General features: G+C 61.0%; 15 protein-coding genes and 3 pseudogenes. 9 read left to right on the forward strand and 9 right to left on the reverse strand.

Features of this window, described 5'->3' with window-relative positions; genetic code table 11:
• Positions 1-56: 56 nt before the first annotated feature.
• From etfB to IQK56_RS24325, 6 genes and pseudogenes are all read right to left on the reverse strand, one after another.
• Positions 57-827, reverse strand: coding sequence for an electron transfer flavoprotein subunit beta (etfB, locus tag IQK56_RS24300; protein WP_122305843.1), 771 nt, complete (start codon positions 825-827; stop codon positions 57-59).
• Between the two features lie 10 nt (positions 828-837).
• A pseudogene (gene etfA, locus IQK56_RS24305) lies at positions 838-2,057 on the reverse strand (electron transfer flavoprotein subunit alpha).
• Positions 2,057-4,012, reverse strand: a complete 1,956-nt coding sequence (dgcB, locus tag IQK56_RS24310; protein ID WP_122310413.1) for a dimethylglycine demethylation protein DgcB — start codon at positions 4,010-4,012, stop codon at positions 2,057-2,059. Before dgcB ends, etfA begins: the two are co-directional and overlap by 1 nt.
• A 157-nt stretch (positions 4,013-4,169) precedes the next feature.
• The gene (dgcA, locus tag IQK56_RS24315) at positions 4,170-6,230 is read right to left on the reverse strand and encodes a dimethylglycine demethylation protein DgcA (protein WP_122310415.1); all 2,061 of its coding nucleotides are present in this window, start codon (positions 6,228-6,230) and stop codon (positions 4,170-4,172) included.
• A gap of 15 nt (positions 6,231-6,245) precedes the next feature.
• Positions 6,246-6,776 (reverse strand): DUF5943 domain-containing protein, encoded by a 531-nt coding sequence (locus IQK56_RS24320; protein WP_003194877.1) that lies wholly within the window; start codon positions 6,774-6,776, stop codon positions 6,246-6,248.
• 52 nt (positions 6,777-6,828) lie between these two features.
• Positions 6,829-7,806, reverse strand: coding sequence for a dipeptidase (locus IQK56_RS24325; protein ID WP_003176573.1), 978 nt, complete (start codon positions 7,804-7,806; stop codon positions 6,829-6,831).
• Between the two features lie 219 nt (positions 7,807-8,025).
• Here IQK56_RS24325 and IQK56_RS24330 point away from each other — a divergent pair, with 219 nt between their 5' ends.
• The 3 genes from IQK56_RS24330 to IQK56_RS24340 all read left to right on the forward strand — a co-directional run bounded on the left by IQK56_RS24330 (position 8,026) and on the right by IQK56_RS24340 (position 9,429).
• Complete coding sequence (locus IQK56_RS24330; RefSeq protein WP_150760236.1) at positions 8,026-8,427, forward strand: lysozyme inhibitor LprI family protein; 402 nt, start codon at positions 8,026-8,028, stop codon at positions 8,425-8,427.
• Positions 8,428-8,466: 39 nt separating this feature from the next.
• Positions 8,467-8,949: a hypothetical protein gene (locus tag IQK56_RS24335; protein ID WP_122310424.1), complete on the forward strand. Its 483-nt coding sequence runs from the start codon at positions 8,467-8,469 to the stop codon at positions 8,947-8,949.
• Between the two features lie 63 nt (positions 8,950-9,012).
• On the forward strand, positions 9,013-9,429 hold the full coding sequence (locus IQK56_RS24340; RefSeq protein WP_193863951.1) for a DUF3010 family protein: 417 nt from the start codon (positions 9,013-9,015) through the stop codon (positions 9,427-9,429).
• Positions 9,430-9,435: 6 nt separating this feature from the next.
• On the opposite strand, the gene IQK56_RS24345 is transcribed toward IQK56_RS24340, so the two are convergent.
• Positions 9,436-9,876, reverse strand: a complete 441-nt coding sequence (locus tag IQK56_RS24345) for a hypothetical protein (RefSeq protein WP_150674365.1) — start codon at positions 9,874-9,876, stop codon at positions 9,436-9,438.
• A 321-nt stretch (positions 9,877-10,197) separates the two neighbouring features.
• On the opposite strand from IQK56_RS24345, the gene IQK56_RS24350 reads away from it, so the two are divergent.
• Positions 10,198-12,363 carry an FAD-dependent oxidoreductase gene (locus IQK56_RS24350; protein ID WP_191632497.1) on the forward strand — a complete coding sequence of 722 codons (2,166 nt, stop codon included), beginning with the start codon at positions 10,198-10,200 and terminating at the stop codon, positions 12,361-12,363.
• A gap of 148 nt (positions 12,364-12,511) precedes the next feature.
• On the opposite strand, the pseudogene IQK56_RS31265 reads toward IQK56_RS24350, so the two are convergent.
• Positions 12,512-12,753, reverse strand: a pseudogene (locus IQK56_RS31265) (hypothetical protein); the annotation flags it as partial.
• Between the two features lie 96 nt (positions 12,754-12,849).
• Positions 12,850-13,794: a GlxA family transcriptional regulator gene (locus IQK56_RS24355; protein WP_183140584.1), complete on the reverse strand. Its 945-nt coding sequence runs from the start codon at positions 13,792-13,794 to the stop codon at positions 12,850-12,852.
• A gap of 193 nt (positions 13,795-13,987) precedes the next feature.
• On the opposite strand from IQK56_RS24355, the gene IQK56_RS24360 reads away from it, so the two are divergent.
• From IQK56_RS24360 to IQK56_RS24380, 5 genes and pseudogenes are all read left to right on the forward strand, one after another.
• Positions 13,988-14,932 (forward strand): choline ABC transporter substrate-binding protein, encoded by a 945-nt coding sequence (locus IQK56_RS24360; RefSeq protein ID WP_193863950.1) that lies wholly within the window; start codon positions 13,988-13,990, stop codon positions 14,930-14,932.
• Positions 14,933-15,005: 73 nt separating this feature from the next.
• Positions 15,006-15,893 (forward strand): 3-dehydrocarnitine:acetyl-CoA trimethylamine transferase CdhC, encoded by an 888-nt coding sequence (gene cdhC / locus IQK56_RS24365; RefSeq protein ID WP_150760239.1) that lies wholly within the window; start codon positions 15,006-15,008, stop codon positions 15,891-15,893.
• Positions 15,894-16,017: 124 nt separating this feature from the next.
• Positions 16,018-16,982: pseudogene (locus IQK56_RS24370) on the forward strand (L-carnitine dehydrogenase).
• A 13-nt stretch (positions 16,983-16,995) separates the two neighbouring features.
• Entirely contained in the window at positions 16,996-17,472 is a 477-nt protein-coding gene (locus IQK56_RS24375; protein ID WP_193863949.1) for a thioesterase family protein, read from the forward strand.
• Positions 17,473-17,728: 256 nt separating this feature from the next.
• Positions 17,729-17,992, forward strand: a complete 264-nt coding sequence (locus tag IQK56_RS24380; RefSeq protein WP_122310438.1) for a hypothetical protein — start codon at positions 17,729-17,731, stop codon at positions 17,990-17,992.
• The last annotated feature ends 160 nt before the right edge of the window (positions 17,993-18,152 follow it).

The following is an 18,152-nucleotide window of genomic DNA, read 5'->3' on the forward strand; positions in this document are numbered from 1 at the left end:
CAAAAATGTGGGAGGGGGCTTGCACCCTCCCACATTGGTTTTGCAGTGTTGGTGGGTTAGCGCACGACGCCTTCTTCTATGAGCAACTTGAGAATGGCCTGGGCACCCTCCTCGGCGCTCACACCCTTGAGCACCTGCCCACCGCCACCACTGGCCTTGGCCGTCGCAGCCTTCATGCGGTCTGCCCCGCTCTTGGCCTTGATCACCTTGAGGCGTTTGGGCCGGGGCTTGGCCGGTTGCAGCACGGCGCCCGTGAATAACTCATCGGCTTCAACTTCAACGTCATGGGCCGCCAGTTCACCGCGCTGCGCCGGGCCGTAGGCACTTTGCCGAGGCTTCGGCGCGGCGTTATCCACCGTCGCCAAAAACGGCAGGCGCACTTTCAAGCGCCGCCGCTGACCACGGGGCAAGGCTTGCAGCACATGGGCCACGCCGCCTTCGATGGACTCCACCTGAGCCAACCCGACAATCAGCGGCCAGCCCAATTGCTCGGCGAGCAGGAACGGCAGCATCCCCGAGCCCTCACCGGTTTCGGCCTGGCTGCCGGTGAGCACCACCTGGGCACCGGCCTCGCGCAGGTAGTCACTGAGCACCGGCAAGGCATCGGCGCCAGCCGGTTGTTCGAGCACATGCAGTTGCGGCAAACCCATGCCCAGGTAGCTGCGCAAGGTGGGTTCGGCGATGTTGCCGGCGTGCAGCACCTGCAATTTATCCCCAGCCATTTGCAGGCCGAGTTCAACGGCACGCGCATCCTGTTCGGCACGGCGCGGGCGCCCTGACGTGGGGTGGGCACCGATGGATACCAGGCTGATTACATTCGTGGTCATAGTCATGTCCCTAGGCCGCATCGCGCTTGGCGCCGTTGCGGTAGGCCTCGACCGCATCGATCAAGGCTTGCAGTATCGCGGCGCTCTCGCCGATCACCGACAGGTCGGCACGCTTGATCATGTCGCAACCCGGGTCGAGGTTGATCGCCACCACCTTGTCGCAGGCACCGATGCCTTGCAGGTGCTGGATCGCCCCGGAGATCCCCACGGCCACATACACCCGTGCGGTAACCCAAGTGCCGCTGGCGCCGACCTGGCGATCGCGGGCCATAAAGCCGTCGTCCACGGCCACCCGCGATGCGCCTTCGGTGGCGCCCAGGGCAGCAGCGGTCTGGTGGAACAGGTTCCAATCCTTCACGCCGTTGCCGCCAGAGAAAATAAACTCCGCTTCGGCCATGGGAATCGCCGCCGGGTCCACCGCCACCGCGCCGAGGTCTTCGATACGCGGCAGGCTGCGGGCCAGGGGTGTGGATAACTCCACGGGCAAGACTTCATGGCGCGTGTCGCTGACCGGATCGGCACATTCGACGGCGGCGAGGATCAGGCGTGGCAGTGGCCGCGCCAAGTCTTGCTGGCCGGCGCCGGCGCGGCCGATGCACTCGTCACCCTTGATCTGCCACACCCGCGTGGCCGGGCGTTCCTTGAGGCTGGCGGCAAAACGCCGACCCAGTTCACCCCCACCACTGCGGCTGTCGGGCAGCAGCCAATGGCGTGGGTTGAACTGGTTATCCACAGCCCGCAAACCCTGCACGCGTTGCTCGGGTGAATAACCGTCGAACTCATGACCCTCCAGCACCAGCAGCCGGTCGACACCGGCCGTGGCGAAGGCACTTTCCTTGTGCTCGCCAAACACCACCGCCAACACCGCGCCGTCGTTACCGGCAAGTTGTCGCGCCAGGCCGAGCAGGTCGCGGTCGTGGCTGCTCAGGCGGCCGCCGACCATGTCCGGCACCACGTTGATGTAGAACGCAGGCGCCGGCACCTGATGCAGCGGCAACTGCACTTGCACCGCCGCCGTGCGCTTGGCCGCGCGCCCTGCTGGGCGCCGCTGCGGTCGATGCGCTTGATGCCGTTGGGGCCGATAAAGCCCATGCCATGTACGTTTTTGCGGATAACGCCGTTGGGCCCCATCCAGCTGTGTTGCACAGGCTGCATCGCCGCGTGAAGCGGGTGCAGACGGTTACGGGCGATCCATTCAGCCCGTGGGTCGCGGCGGATAATGTCGCTCATCAGTGCACCTCCGCAGACTTTTGTTGGATAGGACGTTTAATCGGGGCTTTCGCCGGCGCAGAGTCTTCAAGCAACGCGTCGGCCACCAGTTCGGCAATGTCCTTGATCAGCGGGCGTGGTTCGACCACCCCTTCAAGCATCGCCGTGCATTGCGGGCAACCGACTGCCACCAACTCGGCACCGGTCTCGCGGATATCGTCCATGCGCATATCCGGGATCCGTTGCTTGCCAGGAATGTCGGTGATCGGCGCCCCGCCGCCACCGCCGCAGCAGCGCGAACGGAAGCCGGAGCGTTGCATCTCCTTGACCTCGATCCCCAGCGCCCGCAGCACTTGGCGCGGCGCCTCGTATTCGCCGTTGTAGCGGCCCAGGTAGCACGGGTCGTGATAGGTCACGCTGCTGCCTTTGTGCTGGCCCAGGTTCAGCGCGCCGTCGCCAATCAGCTCGGCCATGAAGGTGCTGTGGTGCTGTACGAGGTAGTTGCCGTTGAAGGCGCCGTATTCGTTTTTCAGCACATGGAAACTGTGGGGGTCGCAAGTGACGATGCGCTTGAAACTGTACTTGGCCAGGGTCTGGATATTGCGCGTGGCCAGCAGTTGGAAGGTCGCTTCATCGCCCAGGCGACGGGCGACGTCGCCGCTGTCGCGCTCTTCCAGGCCGAGCACGGCGAAGTCGACGTTGGCGGCTTTGAGCACTTTGACGAACGCGCGCAATGTGCGTTGGTTGCGCATGTCGAAGGCACCGTCGCCGACCCAGAACAGCACGTCGGTGGTGCCCTTGTCACTGAGCAACGGCAGGTTCAGATCCGCCGCCCAGTTGAGGCGACCGCCCGGTGCAAAACCGCCGGGGTTGTCGGTGGCGATCAGGTTTTCGAGGACTTCGGCGCCCTTGTTCGGCGTGGCGCCTTTTTCCAGGGTCAGGTGGCGACGCATGTCGACGATGGCGTCGACGTGCTCGATCATCATCGGGCACTCTTCCACGCAGGCGCGGCAGGTGGTGCACGACCACAGGGTTTCAGCGTCCACCAGGCCGTTGACGATCGGTTGATGCGGGTTGCCGCCGTGTTCGCCAATCGCCTTGCCCGGATACGGGCTGCCGGCGAACTTGGCATCTGTGCCGCCAGCCAGGCCGACCACCATGTCCTGGATGAGTTTTTTCGGGTTCAACGGCTGGCCGGCGGCAAAGGCCGGGCACGCCGCTTCGCACTTGCCGCACTGCACGCAGGCGTCGAAGCCAAGCAGTTGGTTCCAGGTGAAATCCTTGGGTTTCTCCACGCCCAGCGGCGCGGATTTATCGCTGAGGTCCAGCGGTTTCAAACCAGTGGAGCGGCCACCCCCAAAGCGTTCGGCGCGGCGGTGCCAGGCCAGGTGCAGGGCACCGGCGAAGGCGTGTTTCATCGGGCCGCCCCAGGTCATGCCGAAGAACATTTCGGACACGCCCCACAGCACGCCCACGCTGAGCAACGCCGCGAGCAGCCAGCCACCGAAGTCGGCGGGCAGAATCCCGGCCACCGGCAGCGTCACCAGGAAGAAACTCACCGAGAACGCCATGAGGCTTTTCGGCAGGCGCATCCATGGGCCTTTGGACAGGCGCGCAGGCGGGTTACGCCGACGCAGGTACATAAAAATCGCACCCACAAACATCAACACCGAAGCCAGCAGCAAGGCATAGCCAAGGATGCGATTCTGCAGGCCGAAACCATGCACCAGAATCGCCAGCAGCGCCGACAGGACAAAGCCCAACGCCGTGGCGACGTGGGTGTTGGCGATGTATTTATCGCGGGCGACCACGTGGTGCAAATCGACCATGTAGCGCTTGGGCATGGCCAGCAGGCCGCCAATCAGGTCGACTTTGGAAGCACGGCCACGGCGCCACATGTTCACCCGGCGCAGGGCGCCGAGGACGGCAAGGCCCAGGGCGGCAAACAAGAGAATAGGCAGCAAGGTGTTCAACATGGTGAAGCTCCCACAGACCACACAAATCTAAAGTGAAACTGGCCTTTAATGTGGGAGGGGGCTTGCCCCCGATAGCAGTGGGTCAGCTACAGCTGCATCAACTGACACTCCGCTATCGGGGGCAAGCCCCCTCCCACATTTTTCGACCGTGTGCGGGTCAGAAATCCTTGCACAAGCGCAGGGCGTCATAGATCGCAGCGTGGGTATTACGCTGCGCCACACAGTCACCGATGCGGAACAGCAAGTACCCCTCGCCGGCCTCGCTCAGGCACGGCTGCGGTTTGATCGCGAACAGCGCTTCAACGTCGATCTGGCCCTTGTTGCGCGACCCTTCCTTGAGCCCGTAGTAGATGGCTTCGTCCGGACGCACGCCGTTCTCCACCACCACCTGGTCCACCACCCGTTCCTCTTGGGCGCCGGTGTATTCGTTCTCCAATACCGCCACCAGCTTGTCGCCTTCGCGGTAGACCTTTTCCAGCATCATGTCGCCGGTCATGATCACTTCTTTCGGATACATGCTGCGGTAGTAGGTCGGGAACGACGTACCGCCGATGGCTACGCCCGGCTTGATGTCATCGGTGACGATTTCCACCTGGCAGCCTTTGTCGGCCAAAAAGTCAGCGACCGACATGCCGGTGAATTCACAGATGGTGTCGTAGACCAGCACGTTCTTGCCCGGCGCAACTTTGCCGTCGAGCACGTCCCAACTGCTCACCACCAGGCCTTCGGCGGCGCCCCAGTGTTCGTTCTGCTCAATAAACGGATGCCCGCCGACCGCCAGCACCACCACGTCCGGACGCAGGTCCAGGATGGTTTCGGCATCGGCCGCCACGCCCAGGCGCAGGTCGACTTTCAAGCGCGCCAGCTCCAGCTGGAACCAGCGCGTGATACCGGCGATCTGGTCGCGTTGCGGGGCTTTGGAGGCGGTGGTGATTTGCCCGCCGATAAATTCTTTCTTCTCCAGCAGGGTCACGTCGTGGCCACGTTCGGCCGCCACGCGCGCGGCTTCCATCCCCGCAGGGCCGGCACCGACCACCACCACCTTGCGTTTCGGCCCGGTGGACTTCTCGATGATGTGCGGCACGCCCATGTATTCACGGGAGGTCGCGGCGTTCTGGATGCACAGCACATCCAGGCCCTGGTACTGGCGGTCGATGCAGTAGTTGGCGCCGACGCACTGTTTGATCTGGTCGATCTGGCCCATCTTGATTTTGGCGATCAGGTGCGGGTCGGCGATGTGCGCACGGGTCATGCCGACCATGTCCACATAGCCGCCTTCGAGGATGCGCGTGGCCTGGTTCGGGTCCTTGATGTTCTGCGCGTGCAGCACCGGAACCTTGACCACTTCCTTGATGCCGGCCGCCAGGTGCAGGAACGGCTCCGGCGGGTAACTCATGTTCGGGATCACGTTGGCCAGGGTGTTGTGGGTGTCGCAACCCGAGCCCACCACGCCGATGAAATCGAGCATGCCGGTGTCGTCGTAATACTTGGCGATCTGCTTCATGTCCTCGTGGGACAGGCCGTCCGGGTGGAACTCGTCACCGCACAGGCGCATGCCCACGCAGAAGTCGTCACCGACTTCGGCGCGCACTGCTTTGAGGACTTCCAGACCGAACTTCATGCGGCCTTCAAAGGTGCCGCCCCATTCGTCGGTGCGCTTGTTGACCCGGGGGCTCCAGAACTGGTCGATCATGTGCTGGTGCACGGCGGACAATTCCACACCGTCCAGGCCACCGGCCTTGGCGCGTTTGGCGGCGCTGGCGTAGTTGCCGATCACGCGCCAGATCTCTTCCGGCTCGATGGTCTTGCAAGTGGCACGGTGCACCGGCTCACGCACGCCGGACGGCGACATCAGGGTCGGCCAGTTAAAGCCGTCCCAACGCGAGCGACGGCCCATGTGGGTAATCTGGATCATGATCTTGGCGCCATGCTTGTGCATGGCGTCGGCCAGGTTCTGGAAGTGCGGGATGATGCGGTCGGTGGACAGGTTCACCGAACTCCACCATTCCTGGGGGCTGTCGATGGCAACCACCGAGGAACCGCCACAGATTGCCAGGCCGATGCCGCCCTTGGCTTTCTCTTCGTAATACTTCACATAGCGGTCGGTGGTCATGCCGCCGTCGGTGGCATACACCTCGGCGTGGGCGGTACTGAGCACGCGGTTGCGGATGGTCAGTTTGCCGATCTGGATCGGCTGGAACATTGCTTCGAAAGCCATGGCACGGTCCTCGGCTTACAACGGCTTGACGGTGAACAGGCCGTCATCGTGGCCCTCTTCGGAGCCTCCGTAGACTTGTTCGGCCACGGTGCGGATGTTGCTGCCACGCGCTTGCAGAATCTGATCCATGGCACCGGCAAACCAGCCGGTGAACATGTAGTCGACCTTGCGCCCGACCTTGCCGTACACGTAGACGAATGCCGAATGTTCCAGCTTGACGCTGGCAGTGCCTTTGTCGAGGTCGATGTCCTGGATCTTGAACAGGCCCCAGCCGCGTTGCGACAGGCGCTTCATGTAGTGCTCGAACACCGCGACGCCTTCCAGGCCGTGGCATTCGGCTTCTTTTTCACACCAGTGCCAGGCGGATTTGTAGCCGGCCTTGTAGAGGATTTCGGCGTAGGCGTCGGCGCCCAGCACTTCTTCGATGCCCATATGGTTGTTGACGAAGAAGTGACGCGGTACGTACAGCATCGGCAGGGCGTCGGAGGTCCAGACACCGGTTTCGCTGTCGACTTCGATTGGCAATTGCGGGGCGATCTTGGCCATGGAAACTTAACTCCAGAAAAATTCGTGGTGGTGTTGCCGGTAGGTGTCTGGCTTATTCGCCCCAGACGTCCTTCAAGACGTTGACCCAGTTCTCGCCCATGATCTTGCGTACCACGCGCTCGCTGTGGCCGCGCTTGAGCAGGGTTTCGGTGAGGTTGGGGAATTCACCCACGGTGCGGATGCCCAGCGGGTTGATGATCTTGCCGAAGCTGGTCAGGCGGCGGGCGTAGCCCTTGTCATGGGTCAGCATTTCAAAGAAATCCTGGCCATGGCCCTGGGTAAAGTCGGTGCCGATGCCGATGGCGTCTTCGCCGACGATGTTCATGGTGTATTCGATGGCTTCGGCGTAGTCGTCGATGGTCGAATCGATGCCCTTGGCCAGGAACGGCGCGAACATGGTCACGCCGACAAAGCCGCCGTGGTCCGCAATAAACTTAAGCTCTTCATCGGACTTGTTGCGCGGGTGCTCTTTCAGGCCGGACGGCAGGCAGTGGGAGTAGCACACCGGCTTCTTCGATTCGAGGATGACTTCTTCGGAGGTTTTGGAGCCGACGTGGGACAGGTCGCACATGATGCCGACGCGGTTCATCTCGCCGACGATCTCGCGACCAAAACCCGACAGGCCGCCATCGCGCTCGTAGCAACCGGTGCCTACCAGGTTCTGGGTGTTGTAGCACATCTGCACCACACCGACGCCGAGCTGCTTGAAGATCTCGACGTAGCCGAGCTGATCTTCAAATGCGTGGGCATTCTGGAAGCCGAAGATGATGCCGGTCTTGCCCAGTTCCTTGGCGCGACGGATGTCGGCGGTGGTTTTCACCGGGATTACCAGGTCGCTGTTCTCGCGAATCAGGGTCTGGCTGGCAACGATGTTATTGATCGTGGCCTGGAAGCCTTCCCACACCGACACGGTGCAGTTGGCCGCGGTGAGGCCACCTTTGCGCATGTCCTCGAACAGGTCGCGGTTCCACTTGGCAATAATCAGCCCGTCGATAACGATGCTGTCGGCGTGCAATTCGGCTGGGCTCATCAGGCGTCCCCTTATTGGCGATTCATGCGCCGAATCGTCTGCCGGCGCTTTGGGGCCAGCATATGCCCAGGGGCAACCTGAGCCGGGTGCAAAAACGACAGGGGAATTGCCGAAAGCGTCAATCCACGACAAAGGCTGTTAAGAGAGGTCTGACTGGCGGCTGTTCTTTGTCTTACGCTTGAGCCAGAATTCCCGCATCACCTGATATGAGACGGCGCAATGAAATCGATTTTCCTGGCTTTGGCACTCATCGCAACCGGCGTCCACGCGGCCGAAGACACCGACAGCACGCCGTGCGATGGCATCGAAAACGACACGCAAACCCTGGAATGCGCCACCTACAACAAAACCACCGCCGAACAATTGTTGAAAGACAATTATCAGGGCCTGCTGGAACGCATGGGCTCCACCTATGGCAGCGACAAGTCCAAGCTGGCTGACATTACCGCTCGTCTGAAGGATGCTCAGCAGAAGTGGGAAAAGCTGCGTGACGCCGATTGCGCGGTGGACACCTTCCCCGCAGTCACCGGCACCAAGGCCTACGCCATTGCGCAAAATGATTGCCTGGCGCGGATGAGTGATGAACGGTCGGAGTTTCTGGAGTCGATTGGCCAGGAGTAAGCAGGCTCAATCGCTAAGCCCCCCTGAAAAGGAGTTCACATGTATTACCCACGCGAAGCGCAGCGGGACTTTCTGTTCACGCGCGCCGTCATGCTGTTTGTCGCCACGTTGGTGTTGGCCCTGATGCTGTTTCTTTCCAAAGATCGGGGGGCACCCTATGCCCTGATCAAGGCGTCCCCCGTGGAGACGACCGGGCAGGTGACTCAACTGGAAAGCTTTGGTAACTGGGGCACCATCACCAACGTGTATTACAGCTTCAAACACGACGACAAAGACCAAGAAGGCATGGCCACCACCAGCGGCTATGTCGACGGCCCTGTGTACGAAGTCGGTAGCCCGGTGCAAGTGGTGTACTCGAAATGGTTTCCAAGCGTTCACAACCTGAAGGCCCATTTCAGCAGCGGCAGATGGAACTTCTACATCATGAGCGCCAGTGCCGCCCTGATAGTGTTATGTCAGGCCCTGATGCTCTGGACGTTGTTCAAAATCTATCGGCACAAGGAAGAGGATCGACAGTACTGATCTGATTTCGCAGGTGCAACCCAAGGCATGCCTGCGCCACTTCACGCTTACCAAGGCCATTTCATGACTATTTGCGGCATCGAAATCAAAGGCAGCGAAGCCATCATCGCTGTCGCTTCCCTAGGGGATCAGGCGCTGACCCATGTCGCCCTGGCCACCAAGAAAATCGCCCTCGAAGACGACGACGAGGCAGCCAACGTCAAAGCCTTTGCCGCCCAGGTGAAAGCGTTCGTGCAGGCAAACGCCATCACCCGTATTGCGATCAAGAAGCGCAGCAAGAAAGGTGAGTTTGCCGGCGGCCCGACGACGTTCAAAATTGAAGGCGTGTTTCAGCTATTGGATGGCGTTGAAGTGACCTTGCTGTCGCCGCAAACCATCAACGCCCAGAACAAGAAACACACCTTCGAGCTGCCAGCGACGCTGAACAAATATCAGCATGAAGCGTTCAAGGCAGCCTGCTCGATGTTGATGAAAAAGTAACCCGCGTCAATTTCTGACGCAGTGTTCCAACCCATGGCCACCACCTTCGTATTCGGGACCGTAATAATATTTAGTGAAGGCTAGTTTTCCTTCCGGTGTTGGAACAACTTGCGCAACACCGACCCCATAATCTTTCAGTGCCGGGTCGGTATGCGCGAAGTACACCCCCAGCGTATCCGAAGTGCCAGCGGCAAAACCGTTATAGCGGGAGTTGTCCTCCAACGTCAGGGTGAACGTGTAGGCGCCGTATTTACCGGTGCTTTGCCTGGGGTTGAGCTGCATGTCGACAACCCCTTTGTAGGCGCCGATATGGCTATCACGGCCAGTGCACTCATAACGCCCGCTGTAATCGGCCCCAGTAAATGGGGCTGGGGCGGTGACTGGGGTTTTGGCAGCCCAGGCGGGAGCCGATGCAATAGCGACGATGGCAAGCATGTTCTTGAACATAGTGACCTCTTGTTGCTTAAGTAATGAAGTGTGAACTGCACGACCAGTTGGTTAAACATTGGTTTGACTAACGGGCGTCAGCCGCAAAGAACTTTTACATTAGCAACCCCACTCCCCACGACATAGCCAACACCATAGAAAAGGATAGTTCCTACAGCAGATCCGCGCCTGTCAAAACACTTGACACTGCAAATGGAAGTTGCCCCGCGCAATCCACTGGTCTGAATCGAACCTTGAGTTTCACGCACTCACCTAGGCTGAAATCACTGCTCATTCGAGCAGTGACAAGCAACGTATTGCGAGCAATTCAAGGAGATGATCATGGCATGGTTCCCATCCCTGGCTGCCCTGGGAGGCAGCAGCGGCACACGCACAATGGCCGGTCCGCAGACGATAGGCCAACTCAAGTCAGGTACTTCACGCCTGGTGGACGCTTACCCTTATGACTACGCAAGCATCCTGCGCGCCTCCAGCCCCGAATCAGGCTGGCTGGCCCAGCCTCTGGAGGGCGCGGAGAAAGACGCACGTATCGTAATCATTGGCGCAGGCATGTCCGGGTTGCTGACGGCCAGAGAGCTGCTGCGCGCAGGCTTGAACGTGGTGTTGTATGAACGCAACGAACTGGAACAGGTCGACGACGACTGGCACCGCTATATGCACGGCCGCACATGCAGTTTCGTGCGCAAGCTGGAAGCCGACACCGTGTGTGAACTGGGAGCCATGAGGTTCCCCGGGAAGGCCAAGGTCACCTGGGAAATCTTCGGCGATATCCTGGGAGATGACACATTGCTCGAGCTGTTCCCCAACCCAGGCCTGGTACCCACGGTCCTGTGCCAGGACGGTATCGCCCATCGGTGGATGGTAGGCAGCATACAAGCGCCCGACCTGCCCCCACAGTTCATCCAAGTCTCTGCCGATGTGCGCAATGCCATCAACGACATACAAGGTGGCGGTTCCAGCATCCTCCAGATTCTGCAGTTGCTTGAACAACCCAGCCTGTCCGCAGAGGAAGAAAGCCGTATCCAGGCTTTCTGGACGGCAATGATCGAGCGCTTCGACAAACTGGACCTGGGCACCTGGCTGCTCGGCAACGTCGCGCAGCCCAAGGGATGGACGCCGGAACAGCTGGCAATCTTCGTCAACGTAGGCTTCGGCACGGGCGGCATGGGCAGCATGTTTTCCATGGGCTTCCTGGAGATGCTGCGCATCTGGCTTTGGGATTACCTGGATGAATATGCCCTTCCGGCAGGCATGGGCTCGGGCATGATCGCGCACGCCATCCTGAAAAAGCTCAGGGACGAATTTGGTCCAGCCGGCAAAAACACCTTTACCGTGCATGAACGCCATGAGGTACAGGAAATGGGGGTCTTCGTGTCGGCCGACGGAGGGTCGGCCCAAGCCGGCCTGCTGGTACGCAACCTCAACGCAGAAGGCGCTGCAGGCTTCGCATTGATACCGGTGAACACCGACCATATCGTTGCCGCCATACCTCATACGGCCCTGCTGACGATGATGTCGCTGGCCAGCGAACTGAGCTATCCGCGCAACGGCTTACGGGTAGAAATACCGATCAATGGCGTCCCTCACGCCTTTCACAGCTACTTCGACAAAACCTGGCCTTCGGCAATCTATAAAAGCCATATAGCGCCACTGAAAAACGCCTTGGCACGGCTCAATATGATGAACGCCAGCAAGTCTTTTTACGTCACGCCCCAAGCACCATGGGAACAGGGTTCAGCACTGGCCAACACTTGGGCGCGCATCGACGACAGGCCCATACGTTGCCTGATGAGCGAGGGCTGGACGCGCGCCAGCTACTTCATCCCGGCAATCGCGGAGGATCGGCCCGGCCCTGTTGCCGTATTGCTTTCGTACTCGTGGAACCTGGACTCGATCATGGCACGCAGCGTGCTGGACATCGCACCCTCCCGGGAAAATGGCACGCTGGGCATCGCTGATTTCACTGAAAACCCGGTCTGGTTCGGGCCTGGATTCTCCCGGGAATGGTGGCGAAGCTACAGAGCCTGGGCCAGCGTGCTGCCCTATGTACAGAACCCGACCCGTCAGGTGCGGACGACGGTGTACTTCCACTCTTTGCTGGGTAACAAGCAGGACGACCCCAATGCCATCGGCGTCGACTGGCAGGATCAGATCGGTACGACTGGAGGCTTCAAACTCGACGCACCTGGAGACTTTGCGACGTCCAATGCGTTGTGCAATCTGTACCTGTTCACCCAGGACCCGGCCTTCAACTCACAGGCAAGGGACCGAGTCTATCGGCAAATATTCCTGTCCTCGGACAGTGCCAGCAACTACCCAGGCTGGTGTGAGGGGGCCTTTATGTCGGGGATGAATGCCGCCATCGGTGTATTGGCGAGTATCAACCAAAACAAACTCAAACCCGAGCCTGCACAGTTGCTGCAGGGCAATCCCCTGGCGGCCGTCAATCCACTGGTCCCCCTCAAGCCTTACGCCAGACAGCCGTAGCACACTCTTCGAATGGGATTAACGTCATGAAGGTCGTCGCTGAAGTGAGTATTAGCACCCTCCACGCTAGCCTTTCCCTACGCCGTATCGAATAAGCCAAACCAGTCTTGGGACTGGTTTGGCATTTCTGCCCGCCTACCTGCGAACCTCAATACCGGCCACGGCTCGACTTCCACACCAGCGCCTTGTCGCGCAATGCATCAATGCACGCCTGGACGGTCTGGGGCCTGGCACCACGTCGCTGCCCATATCCCTCAGCGCTTTGCTGACAGCCATGAGAGTGCTGTCTGTGAACGGAGCGAAGGGTTCGTTGCTGTGCAAGCGTTCCACCATCACTTCCAGCACCGCACGTTACGGGATAGTCAGGGCCCTCCAGGCACTTTCAAAGTCGGAACACAAAGCCGCTGTGCGCGGACATGGTTTTATACTCAGTTATGGAAAGGACTCAAAATTATAGTCACGAATGTAATTGACTAAAGTTGCCCGTCAAACCACCTCCCGCCGCCGATCCTCCCTCGGGCACTTCGCAAACCGCGCCCGGTAACTGCGGGTGAAGTACGACGGCGACTCAAACCCGCAGGCAATGCTCACCTCCAGCACGCTCATGTCGCTTTGACGCAAGAGCTGCCGGGCTTTTTCCAGGCGCAGGCCGAGGTAGAAGTTACTCGGGGTGTCGTTCAGGTGCAGGCGAAACAGCCGCTCCAACTGGCGCCGCGTCACCTTAATCGCGTCGGCCAGGGCCAAGGTGCCCAGGGGCGGTTCGGTGTGCTGCTCCATCTCGCCGATCACGTGGACCAATTTTTTGTTGTTGATGCCATAGCGCGTGGCGATCTGCATGCGCTGGTGGTCTTTGCGTGGGCGGATGCGGCCGAGCACGAATTGTTCGGAGACCTGGATGGCAAGCTCGGGTCCGTGGGCCTGGGCGATCAGGTCGAGCATCAGGTCGATGGACGCGGTGCCGCCGGCGCAGGTGATGCGGCGGCGGTCGATCTCGAACAGTTCCTGGGTCACGGTCAGGTGAGGATAGGACTCCTTGAACGCGTCGATGGCTTCCCAGTGCAGGGTCAGGCGATGCCCATCGAGCAGGCCGGCTTCGGCGAGGACGCAGGCGCCGGTGTCGATGGCGCCAAGGGTCACGCCGTCGTGGTCGAGGCGGCGCAGCCAGTGTTCCAGTGCCGGCGTGACGAACTGCAATGGTTCAAAGCCGGCCACCACCAGTAAGGTCGCGCCTTTTTTCAGTGGTTCCAGCGCAGCGTCGGCGTTGACCGACATGCCATTGCTCGCCAGCACCGCACCGCCATCGGCACTCAGCACATGCCAACGGTACAGCTCGCCACGAAAGCGGTTGGCCACCCGCAGCGGCTCCAGCGCAGAGATAAAGCCGATGGCCGAAAACCCCGGCATCAGCAAAAAGTAGAAATCCTGGGACATGGTGGCGCTCTCGTCGCACGGGCAGCGTGGCACTGTGATACTCCCGTTGCGGGGCGGATTCAAGGGGGCAGGTCGCTGCAGTGCAAGAGGTGGTCGCCGCCGTGCGTTTTGCAGCCCCCTGGCTTGGGTAACTTGGCTGCACGGCGCACAAAGACGCCGGCCCCCACAATAACGACCTGCCGAGGGATCCACCATGAATCGACTGATCAGCCGCTGCGTGCTCGCACTCAGCGCCAGCGCCATCTTGAGCACCAACGTGATGGCCGCCGACGCGGCGTCTTGCCAGAACGTGCGCATGGGCGTGGTGAACTGGACTGACGTCATCGCCACCAGCGCCATGACCCAAGTACTGCTCGACGGCCTCGGCTACAAGACCAAACAGACCAGCGCCTCCCAGCAAATCATCTTCGCCGGCATCCGCGACCAGCGCCTGGATATGTTCCTGGGTTACTGGAACCCGCTGATGACCCAGACCATCACGCCGTTCGTCGACGCCAAGCAAGTCAAAGTCCTCGACAAAGCCAGCCTGGAAGACGCCCGCGCCACCCTTGCCGTGCCGACGTACCTGGCGGATAAGGGCCTGAAAACATTCGCCGATATTGCCAAGTTCGAAAAGGAACTGGGCGGCAAGATCTACGGGATCGAGCCGGGCTCGGGGGCTAACACCCAGATCAAGGCGATGATTGCCAAGAACCAGTTCGGCCTGGGCAAGTTCCAACTGGTGGAGTCCAGTGAGGCCGGCATGCTCGCCGCCGTAGACCGCGCCGTGCGCCGCAAGGAAGCCGTGGTGTTCTTCGGCTGGGCGCCGCACCCGATGAACGTCAACGTGGCGATGACTTACCTCACCGGCAGCGATGACGCCCTCGGCCCGAACGAAGGCATGGCCACGGTGTGGAGCGTGACCTCGCCAACCTACGCCGAACAGTGCCCCAACGTGCACAAGTTGCTGACCAACCTGACCTTCACCGCCGCCGACGAGAGCCGGATGATGCAGCCGTTGCTGGATCACAAGGACGCTATCGAGTCGGCCAAGCAGTGGCTCAAGGATCACCCCCAGGATCAGGCGCGCTGGCTGGAAGGCGTGACCACCTTCGACGGCAAACCGGCTGCAGCCAACCTGCAACTGACCACCAAATAAACCGCTTTCCATCACCGTTTCGCAGCCCGCATAGGCTGCGAACGGTTTCACCACGCCTGTAAGGAACCGCCCCATGAACCACGACGTCATCATCACCTGCGCACTCACCGGTGCTGGCGACACGACCGCCAGAAGCCCACACGTGCCGGTCACCCCCAAACAAATCGCCGCCGCTGCGGTGGAAGCCGCCAAGGCCGGCGCCACCGTGGTGCATTGCCATGTGCGCGACCCCGAAACCGGCAAGTTCAGCCGCGATGTGGCGCTGTATCGCGAAGTGATGGAGCGCATCCGCGAGGCTGACATCGACATCATCGTCAACCTCACCGCCGGCATGGGCGGCGACCTGGAGATCGGCGGCGGCGAGAACCCGATGGAGTTCGGCCCCAACACCGACCTGGTCGGCCCGCTGACGCGCCTGGCCCACGTCGAAGCGTTGCTCCCGGAAATCTGCACCCTGGACTGCGGCACCCTGAACTTCGGCGATGGCGACACGATTTACGTGTCTACCCCGGCGCAGCTGCGCGCCGGTGCCAAACGCATCCAGGAGTTGGGCGTAAAGGCCGAACTGGAAATCTTCGACACCGGCCACCTGTGGTTCGCCAAACAGATGATCAAGGAAGGCCTGCTCGACAACCCGCTGTTCCAACTGTGCCTGGGCATTCCATGGGGCGCGCCGGCCGATACCACCACCATGAAAGCCATGGTCGATAACTTGCCCGCCGACGCAGTGTGGGCCGGCTTCGGCATCGGCCGCATGCAAATGCCAATGGCGGCGCAGGCGGTGCTGCTGGGCGGCAACGTACGGGTCGGCCTGGAAGACAACCTGTGGCTGGACAAGGGCGTGCTCGCCACCAACGGTCAACTGGTGGAACGCGCCAGTGAAATCCTCAGCCGCCTGGGTGCGCGGGTCATGAGCCCGGCGGAAGGCCGAATCAAGATGGGCCTGACCAAACGCGGCTAAAAAATGTGGGAGGGGGCTTGCCCCAGATGGCGGTGTGTCAGTCGATGCATTGGGTGCTGATCCACAGTCATCGGGGGCAAGCCCCCTCCCACATGGGTTCTTCACACTATTCAGGAATGTCGCCATGAGCTTTATCACAGAAATAAAAACCTTCGCCGCCCTCGGCAGCGGTGTTATCGGCAGCGGCTGGGTGTCCCGTGCCCTGGCCCACGGCCTCGACGTGGTCGCCTGGGACCCGGCGCCGGGTGCCGAAGCGGCGCTGCGCAAACGCGTCGCCAATGCCTGGGGCGCCCTGGAAAAACAGGGCCTCGCACCCGGCGCATCGCAAGACCGCCTGCGCTTTGTCGCCACCATTGAAGAATGCGTGAAAGACGCCGATTTCATCCAGGAAAGCGCCCCGGAACGCCTGGAGCTGAAACTGGAACTGCACAGCAAGATCAGCGCAGCGGCCAAGCCCAATGCATTGATCGGCTCCAGCACATCCGGCCTCTTGCCAAGCGAGTTCTACGAGGGCTCGACCCACCCGGAACGCTGCGTGGTCGGGCACCCGTTCAACCCGGTTTATCTGCTGCCGCTGGTGGAGGTGGTGGGCGGCAAGCACACTGCGCCCGAGGCAATCCAGGCCGCGATCACGGTGTACGAAGCCCTTGGCATGCGCCCGCTGCATGTGCGCAAGGAAGTCCCCGGTTTTATCGCCGACCGCCTGCTCGAAGCGCTATGGCGTGAGGCACTGCACCTGGTCAATGACGGCGTGGCCACCACCGGCGAAATCGACGATGCGATTCGGTTTGGCGCGGCTTGCGCTGGTCGTTCATGGGCACCTTCCTCACCTACACCCTGGCGGGCGGCGATGCCGGCATGCGGCACTTCATGGCGCAATTCGGCCCGGCGTTGCAGTTGCCATGGACCTACCTGCCCGCGCCGGAATTGACCGACAAGCTGATCGACGATGTGGTCGATGGCACCCGCGATCAGTTGGGTAACCACAGCATTTCGGCGCTGGAGCGCTATCGTGATGATTGCTTGCTGGCGGTGCTGGAAGCAGTGAGAACCACCAAGGAAAAACACGGTATGACCTTCGCCGAATAACGGACAACTCACCATGCCTGCATTGATCACCTACACCACCCCAGTCCTCCCCGACTGGGTCGACTACAACGGCCACTTGCGTGACGCGTTCTACCTGCTGATTTTCAGCTACGCCACCGACGCGCTGATGGACACGCTGGGCCTGGACAGCGACAACCGCGAAGCCAGCGGCCACTCGCTGTTCACCCTGGAACTGCACCTGAACTACGTGCACGAGGTAAAACTCGGCACCGAGGTTGAGGTGCACACCCAGCTGATCGCCCATGACGCCAAGCGCCTGCACCTCTATCACAGCCTGCATCCAGTTGGCGAAGAACGGGAACTGGCGGGCAACGAACAGATGCTCTTGCACGTCGATCTGGCCGGCCCGCAGTCGGCGCCGTTTGCCGAGGCGACGCTGGAAACAATCATAGCACTGCGCGCCGAACAGGCCGACCTGCCCAAGCCCGCCCTCCTTGGCCGGGTCATTGGTTTGCCCGCTAAAAAATAACCGGCAAAAAAAAGCCCCGATCCAGCCGTGACTGGATCGGGGCAGAGGTGCCTTGTGAGAGCGTTACATCCCGAGGGTGACCAAACCATCAAGCTGTGTGCCTGGGTTCAGTGTGCCGGTAAGTGCCGTCGGCAAATGGCCCGAAAACGACACGCTCATAGCCATCTGAGGCATTCGCGCATTCTGCCCTTGCCGACCGCCTGGGTGGCTACCAGAATCGAGGTCGAACCCCGCTCCCCTCACCAGGATAAACGTCATGATGCATGCGGATTTGATTGACCAGGATGACCTGCTGGGCCAACTGCGCTCACTGGGTTTCGAAGTCTCCAGCGGCTCTACCGCCGAGCAGGCCTGTGAATGTGCCGTGCGCGGTTTGAGCGAAGCGCGGGCCAAGGCGCTCAAGGGTATGGTTGAACAGATGTACACGGGCAGCGCGACGATTTTGCCGGCGGTGCGTCAGGCGATTGATAAGCAGCTGTTGCCGGCTTTGATGCAGTTCAAGCAGAGTTCTGGCGCCTGATAGATTGCTATCGGGGGGCAAGCCCCCCCTCCCCACACGTTGATCTGTAAACTACAACTCAAAATGTGGGAGGGGGCTTGCCCCGATGGCGGTGCATCAGCCAAATATTCAGTGACTGACACACCGCTATCGGGGGGCAGCCTCCCACATTTGCCCGTAT

Origin of the sequence: Pseudomonas cyclaminis, from assembly GCF_015163715.1 — a bacterium.
Taxonomy (GTDB): Bacteria; Pseudomonadota; Gammaproteobacteria; order Pseudomonadales; family Pseudomonadaceae; genus Aquipseudomonas; species Aquipseudomonas cyclaminis.